Origin of the sequence: Pseudomonas azotoformans, assembly GCF_900103345.1 — a bacterium.
GTDB lineage: Bacteria > Pseudomonadota > Gammaproteobacteria > Pseudomonadales > Pseudomonadaceae > Aquipseudomonas > Aquipseudomonas azotoformans.
The window spans coordinates 4,413,665-4,430,862 of the sequence record NZ_LT629702.1; the positions used below are offsets into that span (position 1 = coordinate 4,413,665).

The 17,198-nt window shown below is 59.4% G+C and carries 17 protein-coding genes; 9 read left to right on the forward strand and 8 right to left on the reverse strand.

The features are described from left to right. Positions 1–16: 16 nt before the first annotated feature. The 4 genes from BLR69_RS20105 to BLR69_RS20120 form a co-directional block, all read right to left on the reverse strand. The gene (locus tag BLR69_RS20105) at positions 17–985 is read right to left on the reverse strand and encodes a sulfonate ABC transporter substrate-binding protein (protein WP_071494539.1); all 969 of its coding nucleotides are present in this window, start codon (positions 983–985) and stop codon (positions 17–19) included. Between the two features lie 96 nt (positions 986–1,081). Then, complete coding sequence (gene ssuE / locus BLR69_RS20110) at positions 1,082–1,675, reverse strand: NADPH-dependent FMN reductase (protein WP_058426479.1); 594 nt, start codon at positions 1,673–1,675, stop codon at positions 1,082–1,084. A 316-nt stretch (positions 1,676–1,991) separates the two neighbouring features. Continuing rightward, positions 1,992–2,630 carry a peroxiredoxin gene (locus BLR69_RS20115; RefSeq protein ID WP_058426478.1) on the reverse strand — a complete coding sequence of 213 codons (639 nt, stop codon included), beginning with the start codon at positions 2,628–2,630 and terminating at the stop codon, positions 1,992–1,994. A gap of 290 nt (positions 2,631–2,920) precedes the next feature. Next, positions 2,921–4,285, reverse strand: coding sequence for an OprD family porin (locus tag BLR69_RS20120; protein ID WP_071494540.1), 1,365 nt, complete (start codon positions 4,283–4,285; stop codon positions 2,921–2,923). Positions 4,286–4,655: 370 nt separating this feature from the next. Between BLR69_RS20120 and tauA the strand changes: the two genes are divergently transcribed. Continuing rightward, complete coding sequence (gene tauA, locus BLR69_RS20125; protein WP_071494541.1) at positions 4,656–5,642, forward strand: taurine ABC transporter substrate-binding protein; 987 nt, start codon at positions 4,656–4,658, stop codon at positions 5,640–5,642. Positions 5,643–5,772: 130 nt separating this feature from the next. On the opposite strand, the gene argA is transcribed toward tauA, so the two are convergent. Then, entirely contained in the window at positions 5,773–7,074 is a 1,302-nt protein-coding gene (argA, locus tag BLR69_RS20130) for an amino-acid N-acetyltransferase (protein WP_071494542.1), read from the reverse strand. A 135-nt stretch (positions 7,075–7,209) separates the two neighbouring features. Beyond that, complete coding sequence (gene argE, locus BLR69_RS20135) at positions 7,210–8,358, reverse strand: acetylornithine deacetylase (protein WP_071494543.1); 1,149 nt, start codon at positions 8,356–8,358, stop codon at positions 7,210–7,212. Between the two features lie 158 nt (positions 8,359–8,516). Here argE and BLR69_RS20140 point away from each other — a divergent pair, with 158 nt between their 5' ends. Then, positions 8,517–9,884, forward strand: a complete 1,368-nt coding sequence (locus tag BLR69_RS20140; RefSeq protein WP_071494544.1) for a CYTH domain-containing protein — start codon at positions 8,517–8,519, stop codon at positions 9,882–9,884. An 86-nt stretch (positions 9,885–9,970) separates the two neighbouring features. Here the strand turns inward: BLR69_RS20140 and BLR69_RS20145 are convergent, their stop codons facing one another. After that, positions 9,971–10,441, reverse strand: coding sequence for an Lrp/AsnC family transcriptional regulator (locus tag BLR69_RS20145; protein ID WP_010207358.1), 471 nt, complete (start codon positions 10,439–10,441; stop codon positions 9,971–9,973). A gap of 127 nt (positions 10,442–10,568) precedes the next feature. Here BLR69_RS20145 and BLR69_RS20150 point away from each other — a divergent pair, with 127 nt between their 5' ends. The 7 genes from BLR69_RS20150 to BLR69_RS20180 all read left to right on the forward strand — a co-directional run bounded on the left by BLR69_RS20150 (position 10,569) and on the right by BLR69_RS20180 (position 16,665). Then, entirely contained in the window at positions 10,569–10,907 is a 339-nt protein-coding gene (locus BLR69_RS20150; RefSeq protein ID WP_071494545.1) for a hypothetical protein, read from the forward strand. Positions 10,908–10,990: 83 nt separating this feature from the next. Next, positions 10,991–12,670 carry a GspE/PulE family protein gene (locus BLR69_RS20155; protein ID WP_071494546.1) on the forward strand — a complete coding sequence of 560 codons (1,680 nt, stop codon included), beginning with the start codon at positions 10,991–10,993 and terminating at the stop codon, positions 12,668–12,670. Positions 12,671–12,747: 77 nt separating this feature from the next. Beyond that, entirely contained in the window at positions 12,748–13,668 is a 921-nt protein-coding gene (locus BLR69_RS20160; RefSeq protein WP_010207363.1) for an SPFH domain-containing protein, read from the forward strand. Between the two features lie 10 nt (positions 13,669–13,678). Further along, positions 13,679–14,125 carry an NfeD family protein gene (locus BLR69_RS20165; protein ID WP_071494547.1) on the forward strand — a complete coding sequence of 149 codons (447 nt, stop codon included), beginning with the start codon at positions 13,679–13,681 and terminating at the stop codon, positions 14,123–14,125. 69 nt (positions 14,126–14,194) lie between these two features. Further along, positions 14,195–14,509, forward strand: a complete 315-nt coding sequence (locus BLR69_RS20170; protein WP_003176799.1) for a DUF2388 domain-containing protein — start codon at positions 14,195–14,197, stop codon at positions 14,507–14,509. Between the two features lie 189 nt (positions 14,510–14,698). Beyond that, a complete protein-coding gene (locus BLR69_RS20175) occupies positions 14,699–15,364 on the forward strand; it encodes an outer membrane protein (RefSeq protein ID WP_071494548.1) in 666 nt (221 codons plus the stop codon). Positions 15,365–15,522: 158 nt separating this feature from the next. After that, entirely contained in the window at positions 15,523–16,665 is a 1,143-nt protein-coding gene (locus BLR69_RS20180) for a DegT/DnrJ/EryC1/StrS family aminotransferase (RefSeq protein ID WP_071494549.1), read from the forward strand. A 140-nt stretch (positions 16,666–16,805) separates the two neighbouring features. Here BLR69_RS20180 and gcvH read toward each other — a convergent pair whose 3' ends face one another. Then, the gene (gene gcvH, locus BLR69_RS20185; protein ID WP_071494550.1) at positions 16,806–17,189 is read right to left on the reverse strand and encodes a glycine cleavage system protein GcvH; all 384 of its coding nucleotides are present in this window, start codon (positions 17,187–17,189) and stop codon (positions 16,806–16,808) included. Between the last annotated feature and the right edge of the window lie 9 nt (positions 17,190–17,198).

Genomic DNA, 17,198 nt, shown 5'->3' on the forward strand with positions numbered 1-17,198 from the left:
TCCTGAAGAAGTCGGATTACGGCGCTTTGGCCACGGCGGCGGGTGGCGTCCAGATCACGTCCTTGATGCTCAAGGGCTTGGGGATCAATTTGAGTTGGTAGAAGCTGTCGGCAATCTTCTGCTGGGCGGCGACCACTGCCGGGGTCAGGAACAGCGCGCCGTAGCCCTGGCGCTTCACCGAGGTCAGGGTGATATCAGCCGGCAGGCCGAGCAGCGGCGCGACCTGTTCGGTGACTTCCTGGGGATTGGCCTTGGACCATTCGCCCACCGCACGCACTTCTTCCACCAGCGCCTTGATCACTTCCGGATGTTGTTCGGCGTAGGGCTTGGTCGCCAGGTAGAACTGATGGTTGTCGGCGATGCCGGTGCCGTCACGCAGGGTGCGGGCTTGCAGTTGTTTCTCGGCGGCGGCCTGGTACGGGTCCCAGATCACCCATGCGTCCACGCTGCCACGCTCGAAAGCCGCACGCGCATCGGCGGGCGGCAGGAATACGGTTTGCACATCGGTGTATTTCAGGCCGGCGTCTTCCAGGGCGCGCACCAGCAGGTAGTGCACGTTGGAGCCTTTATTGAGCACGATTTTCTTGCCCTTGAGCTCGGCCACGGATTTGATCGACGAGTCTTTCGGCACCAGGATCGCTTCACTGGTCGGCGCCGGTGGTTCGTAGGCCACGTAGAGCAGGTCGGCACCGGCAGCCTGGGCGAATACCGGCGGGGTTTCGCCGGTCACGCCGAAGTCGATGGAGCCGACATTCAGGCCTTCAAGCAGCTGGGGGCCGCCAGGGAACTCGGTCCATTGCACGTTGACGCCTTGGGCGGCCAGGCGTTTTTCCAGGGAGCCCTTGGCCTTGAGCAGCACCAGCGTGCCGTACTTCTGATAGCCGATCCGCAGGGTCTCGGCCGCTTGAGCTTGAACAATGGCGCCGAAGGACACAGCCGCAGCAAACAGTGCGACCAGACCACGACGCAAGATGACAGTGCGCATGGCGCTCTCTCCAAAAATGCGATTAGGGGTTTTGGCTGCACCTGCTTGGCCGTTGGCGGCTGAGTAAGGTGAGTGTTTCTTTTATATCGGTGAGGCTCAGATGCTCCAGCGAGCACTCAACAGGCGTTCATTCAACACATGGGGGTCCAGCGGTTTCGGGCGACGGGCCATGGCGCCGTAAAGTGTTTCCAGGGCTTCGTGCAAACGCTGTTCGAGTACCGGCACCAATTGCGCCTGGGCACTGCCTTCGCCGTACGCGATCTGGCTGTCTTCGGCAAAGATGCCGTGGAGCAACTCCTGGGCTTTCAACGCCGACAGCACCGGCTTCAATGCGTAGTCCACCGCCAGCATGTGGGCGATGCTGCCGCCGGTGGCCATCGGCAACACGATCTTGTGGGCCAGGGCGCGTTCGGGCAGCAGGTCCAGCACGGTCTTCAGCGCGCCGGAGAACGAGGCCTTGTACACCGGCGTGGCGATCACCAGGCCATCGGCGTTGGCCACTTGCTGCAGCAGGTCGATGACCTTCGGGCTGTCGAAGCGTGCATGCAGCAGGTCTTCAGCCGGGAAGTCCCGTATCTGGTAACTCACCACTTCTACGCCTTTGTCTTGCAACCACTGACGGGTTTTATCCAGCAACACCCCGGAGCGGGAACGCTGGCTGGGACTGCCTCCAAGTGTTACGACCAACATGCAGGAATTCCTTGAGCAGGTGTCGGCGGTTCGCTGTGTGGCGATGGCGCCAAGATGGAACAGACCTTATCAGCAGATTCATATATCTATAAATCTTATTTTTTCATTTGTTTATTCTTTAAATGCATATGAGAGATATCAAAATGCAGGCGAAAAAAAAGGCCGTCGAAACGGCCTGAAAACCCCTGCTATGTGAGACTTGAAATACGGACACCTGTGGGAGCGGGCTTGCTCGCGAATGCACACTTTCAGTTGATGCATCGTTTCATGACACACCGCTTTCGCGAGCAAGCCCGCTCCCACATTAGGTCCTGCGTTAGCGATTAGGCTGTGGTGTGAGGCGCAGGTACGGCTTCACCGCGCGATAACCCTTCGGAAAGCGCTTCTTGATCTCTTCCTCATCCTTGAGCGACGGCACGATCACCACCTCATCACCGTCCTGCCAGTTGGCGGGTGTGGCGACCTTGTGGTTGTCGGTCAGCTGCAACGAGTCGATGACCCGCAGGATTTCGTGGAAGTTGCGCCCGGTGCTGGCCGGGTAGGTGATGGTCAGGCGAATTTTCTTGTTCGGGTCGATCACGAACAAGGACCGCACGGTGAGGGTGTCACTGGCATTGGGGTGGATCAGGTCGTACAGGTCGGACACTTTGCGATCGGCGTCGGCCAGGATCGGGAAGTTGACGACCGTGTTCTGGGTTTCGTTGATGTCTTCGATCCACTTATGGTGCGAGTCCACCGGGTCGACCGACAGGGCGATGGCCTTGACGCCACGTTGGGCGAATTCGTCCTTGAGCTTGGCGGTGAAGCCCAGCTCGGTGGTGCACACTGGCGTGAAGTCCGCCGGGTGAGAAAACAACACACCCCAGCTATCGCCCAGCCATTCGTGGAAACGAATCGTGCCGGCGCTGGAATCCTGTTCGAAGTCGGGGGCGATATCGCCCAGTCTTAGGCTCATGGTGTGGCTCCTGGTGAGTACTTATGGAGCCCACTGTGCATGGATTTTGGATGATTTAAAAAGAATAAATATCGATTTATCTAGACGATAAATGAATATTAAAAATCTGTTCATTGGACGCGGGGGCAGACGAGGAGCAACATCGTTTTCAAGGTTCGAGAAGGCCTTGAGACGCTGTACAAAGAGGGGTCAGGAAGGGCCTGCGGGGGTTTGGCCCGACTTCAAAGCAAGACACCCTGCCCGGTGTTGCACCGGGCAGGGCTTTACAGGCTTACAACAGCGTCACGCTACTAGAACAGTGGCAGCGAGTAGCTGACGATCAGGCGGTTTTCGTCTTGGTCACGTACGCCGGCCAGGTCGGTACGCCACATGGCGTTCTTCCAGGCAACACCCAGGTTCTTCAGCGGACCTTCCGGGATAACGTAGGCAACAGTGATGTCACGCTCCCACTCGGATTGGCCAGTGGTTTCGGTACGAGCATTGGTGTTGGCGATAGTATCGATGTTGCTACCCTTGAGATACACAACACCGGCTGTCAGGCCAGGCACACCAACCTTGGCGAAGTCGTAGGCGTAGCGAGCTTGCCAGGTACGCTCGCCGGCACGGGCGAACTTCTGGATTTGCATGTCGGTGGTCAGGTAAGCCGACGAACCGTCGCCCTGGTTCAACCAAGGGAAGTCGCTGCTGCCGTTGCTCGCCTGGTAGCCGCCACCAAAGGTGTGACCTGCAACGGTGTACAGGAACAAACCGCTGTACAGGTTGTTATCAACCTTGCCTTTACCCGCGCGGAAACCGTTGTAGTTACCGTTGCTGAAGTAAGCGGAATCGTGACCGTTGGCACCGTCGTCGGAGCTGTTGAAGTAACGCAGGTCAGACTTCAATACGCCCGGGCCGATCGACCAGTTGTGGGTCAGACCGAGGAAGTGTTGCTTGTAGAAGTCTTCCAGGTTGCCGTAGTAGTACTGGGCAGTCAGGTCTTTGGTCAGCTTGTAGTCACCACCGGCGTAGTAGAACTTGTTGCTGAACTTGCCGGCATTGTAGTTGGAGCTACCGTTGGCACCGCCGATCGACAGGTTTTCATTGTTGCTGGAGTTACGGCCCTTGGCCTTCTCCACCTGACCGGCAACCAGGGTTAAATCTTTGATGTCGTTGGTAGTGATCTGGCCACCTTGGAAGGTTTGCGGCAACAGACGACCATCGTTGGTCACGATAACTGGCAGCTTAGGCTGCAAGGTGCCCAGCTTCAGTTCGGTTTGCGAGATCTTGACCTTGCCGGTTACGCCCAGGCTGGCGTAATCGTTGACAGCTTTGTTGCCGTCGCTTGGGAACACGGTGCCGCCGGAAGCGGTGCCACTGTAGTTACCATGGTTTTCGCGGCTCGAATCCAGGCGCACGCCGTACAGGCCGATGGCGTCGACGCCGAACTGGACAGTCCCTTGGGTGTAGCCCGAAATGAAACGCAGGTCAAAGCCTTGACCCCATTCAGCATTCTTGCTGCGAGTGGTGGTGCCTGGAGCGCCATCACGGTTATCCGTGTTGATGTAGAAGTTACGCAGCCCCAGTGTTGCCTTACTGTCTTCGATGAAACCGGCGGAGTTTGCCTGCTGGGCAATCGCAGCCAAAGCTACGGCCAACGCCAATGTTGACTTCTTCATGTACCGCTCCTCTCATTTCTAATTTTTGTATTTCTTTGGTCTCGGGTCTGACGCCCTCGATCCACAGATGCGCGATTAGCGCCAGATAGTGACTACCAAGTCAATCGTAACCTTGTGTGTCTACTACCTTCGTCTAAGCGCAGTTGATTTGGTCCCTGCAGGGTAATGAGTTTTTCATACACCCAAAAAGAATTGTTTCATTCTTTTTCATACGATTCAGGAATAAGCCTTTTCATGATGCGGACCCGACAGGGTAGACGATCCACTCCATAAGCTAATGCCTAAAAGGTATTTGTTAGCGCTTTTTTAGATCGATTAGTGTGGCCGTACGGTTGCATACGTCACCCACGATCAAAAAGGCGACGCCATCATGGCCAAACGCACATCCTCCCGTCAATTTGTTACAGTTTTTGTGTCACTAATACTTTCTTTTGGTGTCAAAGCCGCCGATTTGACCATCGGCTACCAAACCGGCATCGATCCCAGCAAAGTCCCACAGGCCGACGGCCTCTATGAGAAGGCCATTGGCGAGAAAATTGCTTGGCGCCGCTTCAACAGTGGGCCGGAAGTGGTCACCGCTATCGCGTCTGGCGATGTGCAAATCGGCAACCTCGGCTCTAGCCCGCTTGCCGCGGCGGCTTCACGGAATCTACCCATCGTTGCGTTCATCGTATCGGCCCAGATCAATACTTCTGAAGCATTGGTGGTGCGTAACGGCAGCCACATTGACGCACCCCGGGACCTGATCGGCAAAACCATCGCCACGCCGTTTGTCTCAACCTCTCATTACAGCCTGCTCGGTGCACTGAAGCACTGGGGCCTGGATACGAAACAAGTCAAAGTCGTCAACCTGCAACCGGCCGAGATTGCCGCCGCGTGGAAACGTGGCGATATCGACGGGGCCTTCGTGTGGTCACCCGCCCTGGGAGAAATCCGCAAGACCGGCAAGACCCTGACAGACGCGGCCCAGGTGGGTCAGTGGGGGGCACCGACGTTTGAGGTGTGGGTAGCGCGCAAGGATTTTGCGGAAAAACATCCTGACGTAGTGGCCAAGTTTGCCAAGGTCACGCTGGATGCGTTTGCCGAGTATACGGCGCATAAAGACGGCTGGACCGTGGATTCGGAGCCGGTGCAGAAAATCGCGAAACTGACAGGTTCAAATGCTGCGGACATTCCTGAGCTGCTGGCCGGCACGACATTCCCGGATGCCCAGGCGCAGCAAACCGACGCATTGCTTAAAGGCGGCACGGCGAAGGCGATTGGGGAAACAGCGAAGTTCTTGAAGGAACAGGGAAAGGTTGAAGCAGTGTTGCCGGACTACTCGGCTTTCGTGTCCGACAAATTTATCAGTCCGTGAACTGATCCATGTGGGAGCGGGCTTGCTCGCGAAAGCGGAGTGTCAGTTACTGACCCTGTTTCTGATGCACCGCATTCGCGAGCAAGCCCGCTCCCACATTGTTTGACCTGAGTCGTTGCCGAAACCGGGGTTACAGGGCCTTTTCGAAGATCTTGGAGTTGCGCTGATAGTTGTACAGGGACGCTCGCGCCGACGGCAGGCGGTCCACACTGCTCGGCACAAACCCGCGCTCACGGAACCAGTGGGCGGTGCGGGTGGTGAGGACAAACAAGGTCTTCAACCCCTGCGCCCGGGCACGGGCCTGGATGCGCTCCAGCAACACATCACCACGTGCGCCATGACGGTACTCCGGGTTCACCGCCAGGCAGGCCAGCTCGCCCGCGTCCGAATCAGCGATCTGATACAGCGCCGCACACGCGATGATCATGCCTTCGCGCTCCACCACGCTGAACTGCTCGATCTCACGCTCCAGCACTTCCCGCGAACGGCGTACCAGGATGCCCTGCTCTTCCAGCGGGCTGATCAGGTCAAGCAAACCGCCGACATCCTCAATCGCCGCTTCGCGCACCTGCTCGAATTGCTCCTGGGCCACCAGCGTACCGCCGCCGTCCCGGGTGAACAGCTCGGTGAGCAAAGCGCCGTCTTCGGCATAGCTGACGATATGACTGCGCCCGACCCCACCCCGGCAAGCTTCGGCGGCGGCATCAAGCAACTCGGCCTGGTAGTTGGTTTTGCCCAGGCGTTGCAGGTGAGCCGGCACTTGCTGCGGGCGCAGCTCGCGTACCAGGCGGCCATTTTCATCGATCAGGCCCATATCGGCGCCAAACAGCAGCAGCTTGTCAGCGCCCAGGTCGATGGCGGCGCGGGTCGCAACGTCTTCGCAGGCCAGGTTGAAGATCTCGCCGGTGGGCGAATACCCCAGCGGCGACAACAGCACGATGGAGCGCTCGTCCAGCAGGCGGTTGATACCCTTGCGGTCGACGCGGCGCACTTCGCCAGTGTGGTGGAAGTCCACGCCTTCCAATACGCCGATCGGACGTGCCGTCACCAGGTTGCCACTGGCCACGCGCAGGCGCGAGCCCTGCATCGGCGACGAGGCCATGTCCATCGACAAGCGCGCCTCGATGGCGATACGCAGGTGGCCGACCGCGTCGATCACACACTCCAGCGTTGCAGCATCGGTGATGCGCAAGCCTTCGTGGTAAGCCGGGGTCAGGCCACGCGCTTCAAGGCGCGCTTCGATCTGCGGGCGCGAACCGTGCACCAGCACCAGTCGCACACCGAGGCTGTGCAGCAGCACCAGGTCGTGGACGATATTGCCGAAGTTGGGATGCTCCACACCGTCGCCGGGCAGCATGACCACAAAGGTGCAGTCGCGGTGGGCGTTGATGTAGGGGGACGCGTGACGAAGCCAGTTAACGTAGTCGGGCATAGAACCTGGGCCTGTAATAAAAAGCAGCCGAAAAAGGATGAATCGTGAAAGCGCACGGCGGGCTGATGGTTATCGTCGGAACAGGCTTGGCGACACGCTCACTCTCCTTCTATGTACGAACAGGCAGGGGTTAATTTATGCAGGTTTCAGGCAGTAATGTTCGATCAGTTCCCGCAATAGACGCACTGTAGGCGTCAAGCGTGACATTTCGAGGTATTCGCCCGGCTGGTGCGCGCAAGCGATGTCGCCGGGGCCAAGTACCAGGGTTTCACAACCAAGGCGCTGAAGATAAGGCGCTTCGGTGCCGAACGCTACTGCTTCGGCACGATGGCCGGTCAATCGTTCCGCCACCCGCACCAGTTCGGCGTCTTCCGGTTGCTCGAAGGGCGGTACCTCGGGGAACAGCGGCGCGTAGTCAATCTTGACCTGATGGCGCTCGGCCAACGGCTGGAGCTTCTGGCGGATGGCGTCGCGCAGCACCTGGGGGTCCATGCCCGGCAGTGGGCGCAGGTCGAACTCCAGGGAACACTGGCCGCAGATGCGGTTGGGGTTGTCGCCGCCGTGGATGCAACCGAAGTTCAGGGTGGGCTGCGGCACGCTGAATTGCGGGTTGCGGTACTCGCGCTGCCAGGCCAGGCGCAGGCCGCGCAGTTCGCCGATGGCGTCGTGCATGGCTTCGAGGGCACTGTGGCCCAGGCTCGGATCCGACGAATGGCCGCTCTGGCCAAGAATATCGATGCGCTCCATCATCACGCCTTTGTGCAGGCGAATCGGCTTGAGGCCGGTCGGCTCGCCGATCACCGCTGCGCGCCCCAGCGGGCGGCCTGCTTCGGCCAGTGCGCGGGCGCCGGACATGGAGCTTTCCTCGTCGCAGGTGGCGAGGATCAACAGCGGCTGCTTGAAGGGCTGATCCAGCAGCGGCAGCACCGCCTCGATGGCCAATGCGAAAAAGCCCTTCATGTCGCAACTGCCCAGTCCGACCCAGCGGCCGTCAACTTCCGTCAGCTTGAGCGGATCGGTCTTCCACAATGCGGCGTCGTAGGGGACGGTATCGCTATGCCCCGCCAGCACCAGGCCACCAGGGCCGCTGCCAAAGCTGGCCAACAGGTTGAACTTGCCGGGGCTGACTGGCTGGATGTCGATGGCGAAACCCAAGTCCCCCAGCCATCCAGCGAGCAAGTCGATCACCGGGCGGTTGGTCTGGTCGAGAGACGCCTGGGTGCAGCTCACGGATGGCGCAGCAATCAGCGCGGCAAACTGCTCTTTCATGGACGGTAACGGCATGCTCGGCCTCTCGACTTCCCGGATGAACCTCACTATAGAGCCATCTGCACGACACAATAAACCGTTGCGGCACGTTGCCGGGCTCAGTCCTGTACACTGCACGACCTTGGCAGCCACTCTTTTCCCCGGCTGCGCTCCCGATCCTGGATGTTCCGGCCATGCAAAAAGAAACTGAAATCAAGCTCCGCGTCAGCCGCGAGACCCTCGCCGCGCTGCGTGAGCACCCGCTCCTGAAAAAACGCAACAAAAGTGGCTGGGAACGCCGTGAGTTGATGAACCAGTACTTCGACACCCCCGAGCGCGACCTGGCCCAGGCCAAAGTCGCCCTGCGCCTGCGCAAAGACGGTGACGACATCATCCAGACCCTCAAGACCCGCGGCCAGAGCGTCGCCGGCTTGTCGGAACGTAATGAATACAACTGGGAACTGCCCAAAGCCAAGCTCGATGTAAAGAAGCTCGACGGCGAATGCTGGCCCGATCAACTGGCCGAGCTGGACAAGAAGACCCTCAAGCCGATCTTCACCACTGACTTCGTGCGTGAGCGCGCCGAAATCGCCTGGGGCCGTGGCAAGGCCAAGGTGGTGATCGAAGCCGCCCTGGACCTGGGCCACGTGGTGGTCGGCAAGCAGAAAGAAGAAATCTGCGAGCTGGAACTGGAACTGCGCGAAGGCGAACCGTCTGCCCTGCTGGAACTGGCCGCCGAACTGGCCGCGACCCTGGCGTTGATGCCGTGCGATATCAGCAAGGCCGAGCGCGGCTACCGCCTGTACGACGCCAGCAGCTACTCCCTGAGCCTGCCGGCGCCGCAACTGCACGCCGAAATGCCGCTGGACGACGCGTTTGCCGCGATCATGTGGCACCTGCTCGGCAGCAGCCAACGCCTGGCCGAGCAATACCGTTTCAATGGCCACTGGCGCCTGCTGCAAGACTGGGTCGACAACCTCGGCGAACTGCGTGCCCTGGTCGGCAGCCTTGGCCAGGCGGCGCCACGTCAGTCCACCAGCGAACTGCGCAGCGCACTCGATGCCCTGCTGGAAGACTGGCGCCCACTGGTACAGGCCGGTGATGACGACGAAGACATCCGCAAAGCCGCGCCGGAACAGTTCGCCGAAGAACTGGACGACGTGCGCTGGGGCCTGTTCTCACTGAACGCTTCGCGCTGGCTGCTCGCCCGCACCTGGACCGCCGACCGCAACGTGCGTGGCAACCGCCAGGGCGCTGCGCAAATCACCAACTGGCTGCCGCGCCTGCTGGCCGACGATGCCGTCGCCCTGCAACTGCCGCGCTACCAGCAACAGCCGGAAGACCTGGCCGAGCAACTGCCACGCATCGAACGCATCCAGGCCTGGCTGCACCATGCGCGTCAGGTGGTCGACATTCCGGAATTGGACCGTTTGTACGGCGAGCTGAACAAGTTGGTGCAACTGGCCAACCAGCCGATCACGGACGAGTCGCTGGACGCGCGGATGCATCAGGCGATTGCGGTGTATCAGAATCGGGCGTGGAAGACCTTGTTGCGTCTGTGAGATCGCCATCGGGAGCAAGCCCCCTCCCACATTTGAAATGCATTCCAAATGTGGGAGGGGGCTTGCTCCCGATGAGGCCGGTCCAGTCAGCGCAATACTGGCAGGCTGGTCGTGGACTTGATCTCGGATAACGCCACAATCGAATTGACCTCCTGAATCCCCGGCACCATCGACAGCTTCTCGAAGAAAAACCGCTCATACGCCTCGATGTCCGAGGTGACGATGCGCAGTAGAAAATCCACCGCCCCCATCAGCACATAACACTCCAGCACTTCCGGAAACCCGCGAATCGCGTCGGTGAACTCGGTGAAGTTGGAACGACCGTGGGCGTTGAGTTTCACTTCGGCGAATATCTGCGTGTTGAGGCCGATCTTCTTGCGATCCAGCAAGGTCACCTGGCCGCGAATCACGCCCTCCTCCTTGAGACGTTGGATACGTCGCCAGCAAGGCGACTGGGACAGGCCCACCTGTTCGGCGATCTGCGCGCTGGAGAGAGAAGCGTCTTCCTGCAACAGGGCCAGGATACGGCGGTCGTAGGCGTCCAACTCGCTGTGCATATAAATACCCTCTATTGCACTTATTCTGAATTGATTGATTCAATTTTTGACAAAACAGGCCCATCTTAGATAAGAAATCTCCCGTCGCGAATGTAAAAATTTCTCCAGTCGAATCTGGAGTTTTCCCATGCACGCCGTCGAAACCAACCACCCCGCTACCCGCGTCGATGCATGGGCCGTCAACAGCGCCCATTGCCAGGCGCATTACCAGATCGTCGCCGAGGCGGAGCCGGATGTGCTGTGCCGGGTACTTAACTACTTCGCCCTGCAATGCCTCACGCCGCAGCAGGTCACGGTCAACCGCGAAGAAGACCTGCTGAACATCGGCATCGTGATGGACGGCCTGAGCTGGCACCGTGCCCAGGTGATCGGTGAAAAGATTCGAAACCTGATCAGCGTGTGCGCGCTGGACGTGTGGTCGGCTGATGCCGCGGGGCCTCTGGCAGTGGTGGCGGTCGCTCAGTAAGAACCTGCAATACACGCCGGGAGGAAGATATTCAGGGGCTGGCTAGCCTGGGATTTACGCCCACTGCCCTCAGGAAAACCTTCATGCCGGTTGATCAACGCTTGGAACTGCATCAACTGCTGCCGGCTTTGCTCGAAGGGCGACTGATCACCCCAGAAGTTGCACAGCAGTTGTCGGCGCTGCCGGCCAGCAACACCTTGCATCCCCTGGAACGCATCGCAGCCCTTGGCCCCAGCCTGGAAACCCTGTCCGAATGGCTGGCCCAGCATGCCGGGCAACCGTACCTGCGCATCGACCCGTTGAAGATCGATGTGGCGACGGTCGTGCCGCTGATGTCACACGCGTTCGCCCAACGCCACTCGATCCTTGCGGTGGCGGTGGACGCGCAGACGGTCACCGTCGCCAGCGCCCAGCCCCACGTCACCAGTTGGGAAGCCGGGCTGGCGCAAGTGCTCAAGCGCTCGATCAAGCGTGTGGTTGCCAACCCCAAGGACATAACGCGCTGTATCGGCGAGTTCTACCGGCTGGCGAAGTCCGTCAGCGGCGCCGATCAAAAAGTTGCGGCACCGGGCAACAACGAACTGCTCAACCTCGGCGCCAGCGACCAGGAGCCGGATGCCAACGACGCGCATATCGTCAACATCGTCGACTGGCTGTTGCAGTACGCTTTCGGCCAGCGCGCCAGCGATATCCACATTGAACCGTGCCGAGAACAGGGCCGTGTGCGCTTTCGCATCGACGGGTTGTTGCACGACGTCTATCAGTTCCCGCCCCAGGTCACGATGGCAGTGGTCAGCCGCCTCAAAAGCCTGGGCCGCATGAATGTGGCGGAAAAGCGCAGGCCCCAGGACGGTCGGGTCAAGACCAAAAGCCCGACCGGAGCAGAAGTGGAACTGCGCCTGTCCACCTTGCCCACGGCGTTTGGCGAAAAGCTGGTGATGCGGATCTTCGACCCACAGGTGCTGCTCAAGGGCTTTGACCAGCTTGGTTTATCCATTGATGACCAGCAACGCTGGCAAGCCATGACAAGCCAGACCAACGGCATCATCCTGGTCACCGGCCCTACCGGTTCAGGCAAGACCAGCACCCTCTACACCACGCTCAAGCAATTGGCCACGCGGGAGGTCAACCTGTGCACGGTGGAAGATCCGATCGAGATGGTCGAGCCGGCGTTCAACCAGATGCAGGTGCAGCACAATATCGACCTGACCTTCGCCAGCGGTATCCGCGCCCTGCTCCGCCAGGACCCGGACATCATCATGATCGGCGAGATCCGCGACCAGGAGACCGCCGAAATGGCGATCCAGGCCGCGCTGACCGGGCACCTGGTGCTGTCGACCCTGCATACCAACGATGCACCCAGTGCCATCAGCCGCTTGCAGGAGCTGGGTATTGCGCATTATTTGATCAAAGCCACCTTGCTCGGCGTGATGGCGCAGCGTCTGGTGCGGGTTTTGTGCCCGCACTGCAAGCGGTCTCTGGGTGACGCCCATGAAGCGGTCGGGTGCTTTGAATGTCGACACAGCGGTTATCAGGGGCGGGCCGGCGTTTACGAAATCATGGTATTGAACGAGGCACTCAAGGCACTGATCACGCCTGGGGCCGATGTGCAGGCCCTGCGCCAGGCCGCAGTTACCCACGGCATGTGCAGCTTGCGCATGGCCGGCACGCAGAAGGTCGCGGCGGGGCTCACCACGATGGCGGAAGTCTTGCGGGTGACTCCCGGGGATTCGGTAACAAATCCTTCGTTTGTTAAGCAGTGAAACCGTTCTTATCGGTGACAACACCGTTACAATCGGCCCAACGTCGTTTCACTGACACCATCAGATAGGGAATCGCTATGCAGATCGGAACCGTACTGCTTCTTTTCGTGGGTTTGGCCATCGCCATCCTGTTCATGGGCTTCAAGGTGGTCCCCCAGGGCTACCAATGGACGGTCGAGCGTTTTGGCCGTTACACCAACACGCTCAAGCCTGGCTTGAACATCATCATCCCGGTCATGGACCGCATCGGTCGCAAGATCAACGTGATGGAAAGCGTACTGGATATCCCGCCCCAGGAAGTCATCACCGCCGACAACGCCACCGTGCAGATCGACGCCGTGTGCTTCTTCCAGGTGGTCAACACCGCCCAGGCCGCCTACGAGGTCAACAACCTCGAGCACGCCATCCGCAACCTGCTGCAAACCAACATCCGTACCGTGCTCGGCTCCATGGAGCTGGACGCCATGCTCAGCCAGCGTGACGGCATCAACGAAAAACTGCTGAAGACCGTGGACGAAGCCACCGCGCCGTGGGGCATCAAGATCACCCGTATCGAGATCAAGGACATCAGCCCGCCTGCCGACCTGATGGCCGCCATGTCGGGCCAGATGAAAGCCGAACGGATCAAGCGTGCGCAGATCCTCGAAGCCGAAGGCCTGCGCGCCTCGGCGATCCTGACTGCCGAAGGCAAGAAGCAGGCACAGATCCTCGAGGCCGAAGGTAGCCGGCAGGCGGCGTTCCTTGAATCCGAAGCCCGTGAGCGTCAGGCCGAAGCTGAAGCCCGCGCCACACAGGTGGTATCGGAAGCAATCGCGTCGGGCAACGTGCAGGCGGTCAACTACTTTGTCGCCCAGAAATACATCGATGCCCTGGGCAAGCTGGCTTCGGCCAATAACAGCAAGGTCATCCTGATGCCACTGGAGGCCAGCCAGGTGATCGGCGCGGTTGGCGGTATCGGCGAGATCGTCAAGGCAACATTCGACAACAAGAAGGGCTGAGGCCAGCGCCATGTGGGATTTCCTGCAGCATCTGTCGTTCTGGGATTGGCTGGCACTGGGCACGGTACTGCTGATTCTTGAGGTCTTCGGCGCTGGCGGTTACCTGTTGTGGATGGGTATCGCTGCGGCCGCCGTGGGCGTGATCAAGTTTCTGGTGCCTCCCCTGGGGCTGGAATGGCAACTTCTGCTATTTGCCGTGTTGTCGATAATGACGGCGGTGTACTGGTGGAAGCGTCAGCGCAGCAGCGCCAAGGCCAGCGACCAGCCGGGTCTCAACGAACGCGGCTCCGAGCTGATCGGCCGCACCTTCGTGGTGCACCAGGCGATTGTGGATGGCCGGGGCAAGGTAAAAGTCGGTGATGGCGTATGGATGGTGACCGGCCCGGACAGCCCCGTAGGCGCTCAAGTACGGGTGATTGGCCAGGAAGGCGTGGTATTAAGGGTTGAAACTGTTTAGTCAGTGATGGAACTCGGTTGGGCTAACTACAATCATAAAGTACAGATACCCCACCCGGAGTCACCCATCATGCGTCTCAAATATGCTGTCGCAACCCTTGCTGTGCTTTCCCTCCCTGTCGGATCAGCCATGGCCGACAGTTTCTGGCGCAATGTCATTTCCTCGGGCGCCACTACCGGCTCGACGTACCTGACGTTCAAGGACCACAAGCTGGTGGTCGCCGCCCAAGACGACGCAGGCAGCTTCGTTGCCAGCGATGGCGGCATCCGTGGCCCATACCTGGAAGCCGCGATGCAGAAAGTCCGCGCCGACAACCCTGGCCTGCAGGCCACGGACATGGAGCTGGCCAACGCTATCCTCGCGAAAAACGCAGTCACCGAATAACTCGGGCGCAATAAAAAAATGCCGCTGTTAACAGCGGCATTTTTTTATCCTCAATTCCTACGGTCATCATCGCTGGGCACTACGCAAGCATTGCTGTTTTCCCAACTGCATACAGAGAAGTCCTGTCGAGCCTCACTCTGCAGGGCAGCAAGCTAAGGATTCCTTTTTTAATAAAGCGACTCACTGCCCATGCACAAGATTGCCTACGCGCTGCTGTTCTCTGCATTTGCCACCGCCTACGCCCAGGCAGAAAGCTGGTACGGATCAGCCAAATTCAACAGCGCTCGCCAGAACCTCTCCAGCGCACTGCTCACCAGCCCGCGCGTCACCGACAGGGTGGATGCCCCGGATAGCAGCAAGTCATTTGTCGCGTCCTTCGCCCTGGGGTATGCCTTTGACAGTGGCTGGCGCCTGGAAGGGGAGTACACGATGCCAAACAGTTCGACCTTCAAATCCTACTGGGCCCCCTTCAATGCCAACGTCAACAGCCTGCATGTGCAGAGCCAGCGCTTGATGCTCAACGGCTATAAAGATATCCCGATCAACCAGTGGCTATCGTTTTACGGCATGGCCGGTGTGGGCATCGCACGCATTGAGTCCGAAGGTTATCAAACCACTGAGACCCGTCGTTTTGCCAGCAACCGCCAACATAACCTTGCCTATAGCCTGGGCATTGGGCTGGAAGCCAAGGCCAGCGAGCGACTCACTCTAGGGGCTGGCTATCGTTACACCGCCCTCGGCGACGTCGAAACTGGCTACAACACCTTTGCCAACCGTGTAAATGCACGGGACGAGCAACTCAAAGGCAAACTCAAGGAGCAGAACATGTTCCTGGAAGCGCGGCTTGCCTTCTGATCTTCCAAGAAGAATGCCGCCTTCGACGTGGCATTCTTCGGCTCAATGGTGACGATTCATTCACAGATGACAGGCTATATTCAGTCAAGCCGTGCAACCATGCCGGTACTGATACTTCGCTTACTCATCGCCAACCTGAAACGGATGCCTTCGTCGTCATGAGCCAACTGCCCTTCCTGCCGTTTTCCAAACCCACCATCGATGAAGCCACCATTGCAGCGGTCGGCGATGTACTGCGCTCGGGCTGGATCACCAGCGGGCCGAAGGTGCAGGCCTTCGAGGCTCAGTTGTCGGAGTACTTTGGCGGTCGGCCGGTGCGCACCTTCAACTCGGGCACCTGCACCATGGAGATTGCCTTGCGCATTGCTGGCATCGGGCCAGGTGATGAAGTCATCACCACGCCGATTTCCTGGGTAGCCACGGCCAACGTGATTCTGGAAGTGGGCGCTACGCCAGTGTTTGCCGATATTGACCCGGTGACCCGCAATATCGACCTGTCCCAGGTGGAAGCGGCGATTACCCCGCGCACCAAGGCGATCATCCCGGTTTACCTGGCCGGCCTGCCCCTGGATATGCCGATGCTCTATGCGCTGGCGAACAAGTACAACCTGCGCATCATCGAGGATGCAGCGCAGGCGTTGGGTTCCAGCTGGGATGGCGAGCGTATCGGCGCCACTGGGGATTTTGTGTCGTTCAGTTTCCAGGCCAACAAGAACATCACCTCTTCCGAGGGCGGCTGCCTGGTGTTGAATAACGCCGAAGAAGCGCGCCTGGCAGAAAAATACCGCCTGCAGGGTGTTACCCGCACCGGCTTCGACGGCCTGGACGTAGATGTGCTGGGCGGCAAGTTCAACATGACTGACATCGCTGCCGCCATTGGCCTGGGGCAATTTGCCCACATCGAGCAGATCACCGCTCACCGCCAGAACCTGGCGCAGCACTACTTCCAATGCTTTGGCAGTGACTTTGAAGAGAAGTACGGTGCACAACTGCCGCCTGCCGACTTCGAGAATAGCAACTGGCACCTGTTCCAACTGGTGCTGCCGGAACGTCAGGACGGTCTGCCGGCCCGCGCCACGTTCATGGAGCAGATGCAGGCCCATGGCGTCGGCATTGGCTATCACTACCCGCCGATCCACCTGCTGAGCCTTTATCGGGCACAGGGATTCAAGGAAGGCATGTTCCCGGTGGCAGAGAAAGTGGGGCGCTTGATCGTGTCGTTGCCGATGTTTACGGCGATGACAGAGGCGGATGTGGAGCGGTCGGTGGCAGCCGTAAAAGCGGTACTGGCAGCAGGCTGAAAAATCCGGCTCACCGCAATCGACTGTGGGAGCTGGCTTGCCTGCGATGGCATCACTGCGGCGTAACTGATACACCGCGGTGCCTGCATCGCAGGCAAGCCAGCTCCCACATTGATTTGTATTGTTTCAACTACCTGTGTTTACTCGCCGATGGCGGCTTTATAGCCGGCAGCATCCAGCAATTTGTTCAGGTCAGCTGGGTTGCTTGGCTTGAGCTTGAAGATCCAAGCGCCGTAGGGATCAGAGTTCAGCAGCTCCGGGCTGCCACTCAGTTCTTCGTTGACGGCAATCACTTCGCCTGCAACCGGGGCGTAGATATCCGAGGCGGCCTTGACCGACTCAACCACACCCGCCTGGCCAGCAGCGTCAAACTGGGCGCCCACTTCGGCCAACTCAACAAACACCACATCACCCAACGCTTCCTGAGCATGGTCGGAAATACCGACGGTCACGGTGCCGTCAGCTTCCAGGCGTGCCCATTCGTGGCTTTCGGCAAAACGCAGGTCGGCAGGGATATCGCTCATAATCTGTGT

Excerpts from the sequence above, each read along its gene's own strand:
- BLR69_RS20105 (WP_071494539.1), bottom strand. The coding sequence starts at position 985 with ATGCGCACTGTCATCTTGCGTCGTGGTCTGGTCGCACTGTTTGCTGCG.
- ssuE (WP_058426479.1), bottom strand. The coding sequence starts at position 1,675 with ATGTTGGTCGTAACACTTGGAGGCAGTCCCAGCCAGCGTTCCCGCTCC.
- BLR69_RS20115 (WP_058426478.1), bottom strand. The coding sequence starts at position 2,630 with ATGAGCCTAAGACTGGGCGATATCGCCCCCGACTTCGAACAGGATTCC.
- BLR69_RS20120 (WP_071494540.1), bottom strand. The coding sequence starts at position 4,285 with ATGAAGAAGTCAACATTGGCGTTGGCCGTAGCTTTGGCTGCGATTGCC.
- tauA (WP_071494541.1), top strand. The coding sequence starts at position 4,656 with ATGGCCAAACGCACATCCTCCCGTCAATTTGTTACAGTTTTTGTGTCA.
- argA (WP_071494542.1), bottom strand. The coding sequence starts at position 7,074 with ATGCCCGACTACGTTAACTGGCTTCGTCACGCGTCCCCCTACATCAAC.
- argE (WP_071494543.1), bottom strand. The coding sequence starts at position 8,358 with ATGCCGTTACCGTCCATGAAAGAGCAGTTTGCCGCGCTGATTGCTGCG.
- BLR69_RS20140 (WP_071494544.1), top strand. The coding sequence starts at position 8,517 with ATGCAAAAAGAAACTGAAATCAAGCTCCGCGTCAGCCGCGAGACCCTC.
- BLR69_RS20145 (WP_010207358.1), bottom strand. The coding sequence starts at position 10,441 with ATGCACAGCGAGTTGGACGCCTACGACCGCCGTATCCTGGCCCTGTTG.
- BLR69_RS20150 (WP_071494545.1), top strand. The coding sequence starts at position 10,569 with ATGCACGCCGTCGAAACCAACCACCCCGCTACCCGCGTCGATGCATGG.
- BLR69_RS20155 (WP_071494546.1), top strand. The coding sequence starts at position 10,991 with ATGCCGGTTGATCAACGCTTGGAACTGCATCAACTGCTGCCGGCTTTG.
- BLR69_RS20160 (WP_010207363.1), top strand. The coding sequence starts at position 12,748 with ATGCAGATCGGAACCGTACTGCTTCTTTTCGTGGGTTTGGCCATCGCC.
- BLR69_RS20165 (WP_071494547.1), top strand. The coding sequence starts at position 13,679 with ATGTGGGATTTCCTGCAGCATCTGTCGTTCTGGGATTGGCTGGCACTG.
- BLR69_RS20170 (WP_003176799.1), top strand. The coding sequence starts at position 14,195 with ATGCGTCTCAAATATGCTGTCGCAACCCTTGCTGTGCTTTCCCTCCCT.
- BLR69_RS20175 (WP_071494548.1), top strand. The coding sequence starts at position 14,699 with ATGCACAAGATTGCCTACGCGCTGCTGTTCTCTGCATTTGCCACCGCC.
- BLR69_RS20180 (WP_071494549.1), top strand. The coding sequence starts at position 15,523 with ATGAGCCAACTGCCCTTCCTGCCGTTTTCCAAACCCACCATCGATGAA.
- gcvH (WP_071494550.1), bottom strand. The coding sequence starts at position 17,189 with ATGAGCGATATCCCTGCCGACCTGCGTTTTGCCGAAAGCCACGAATGG.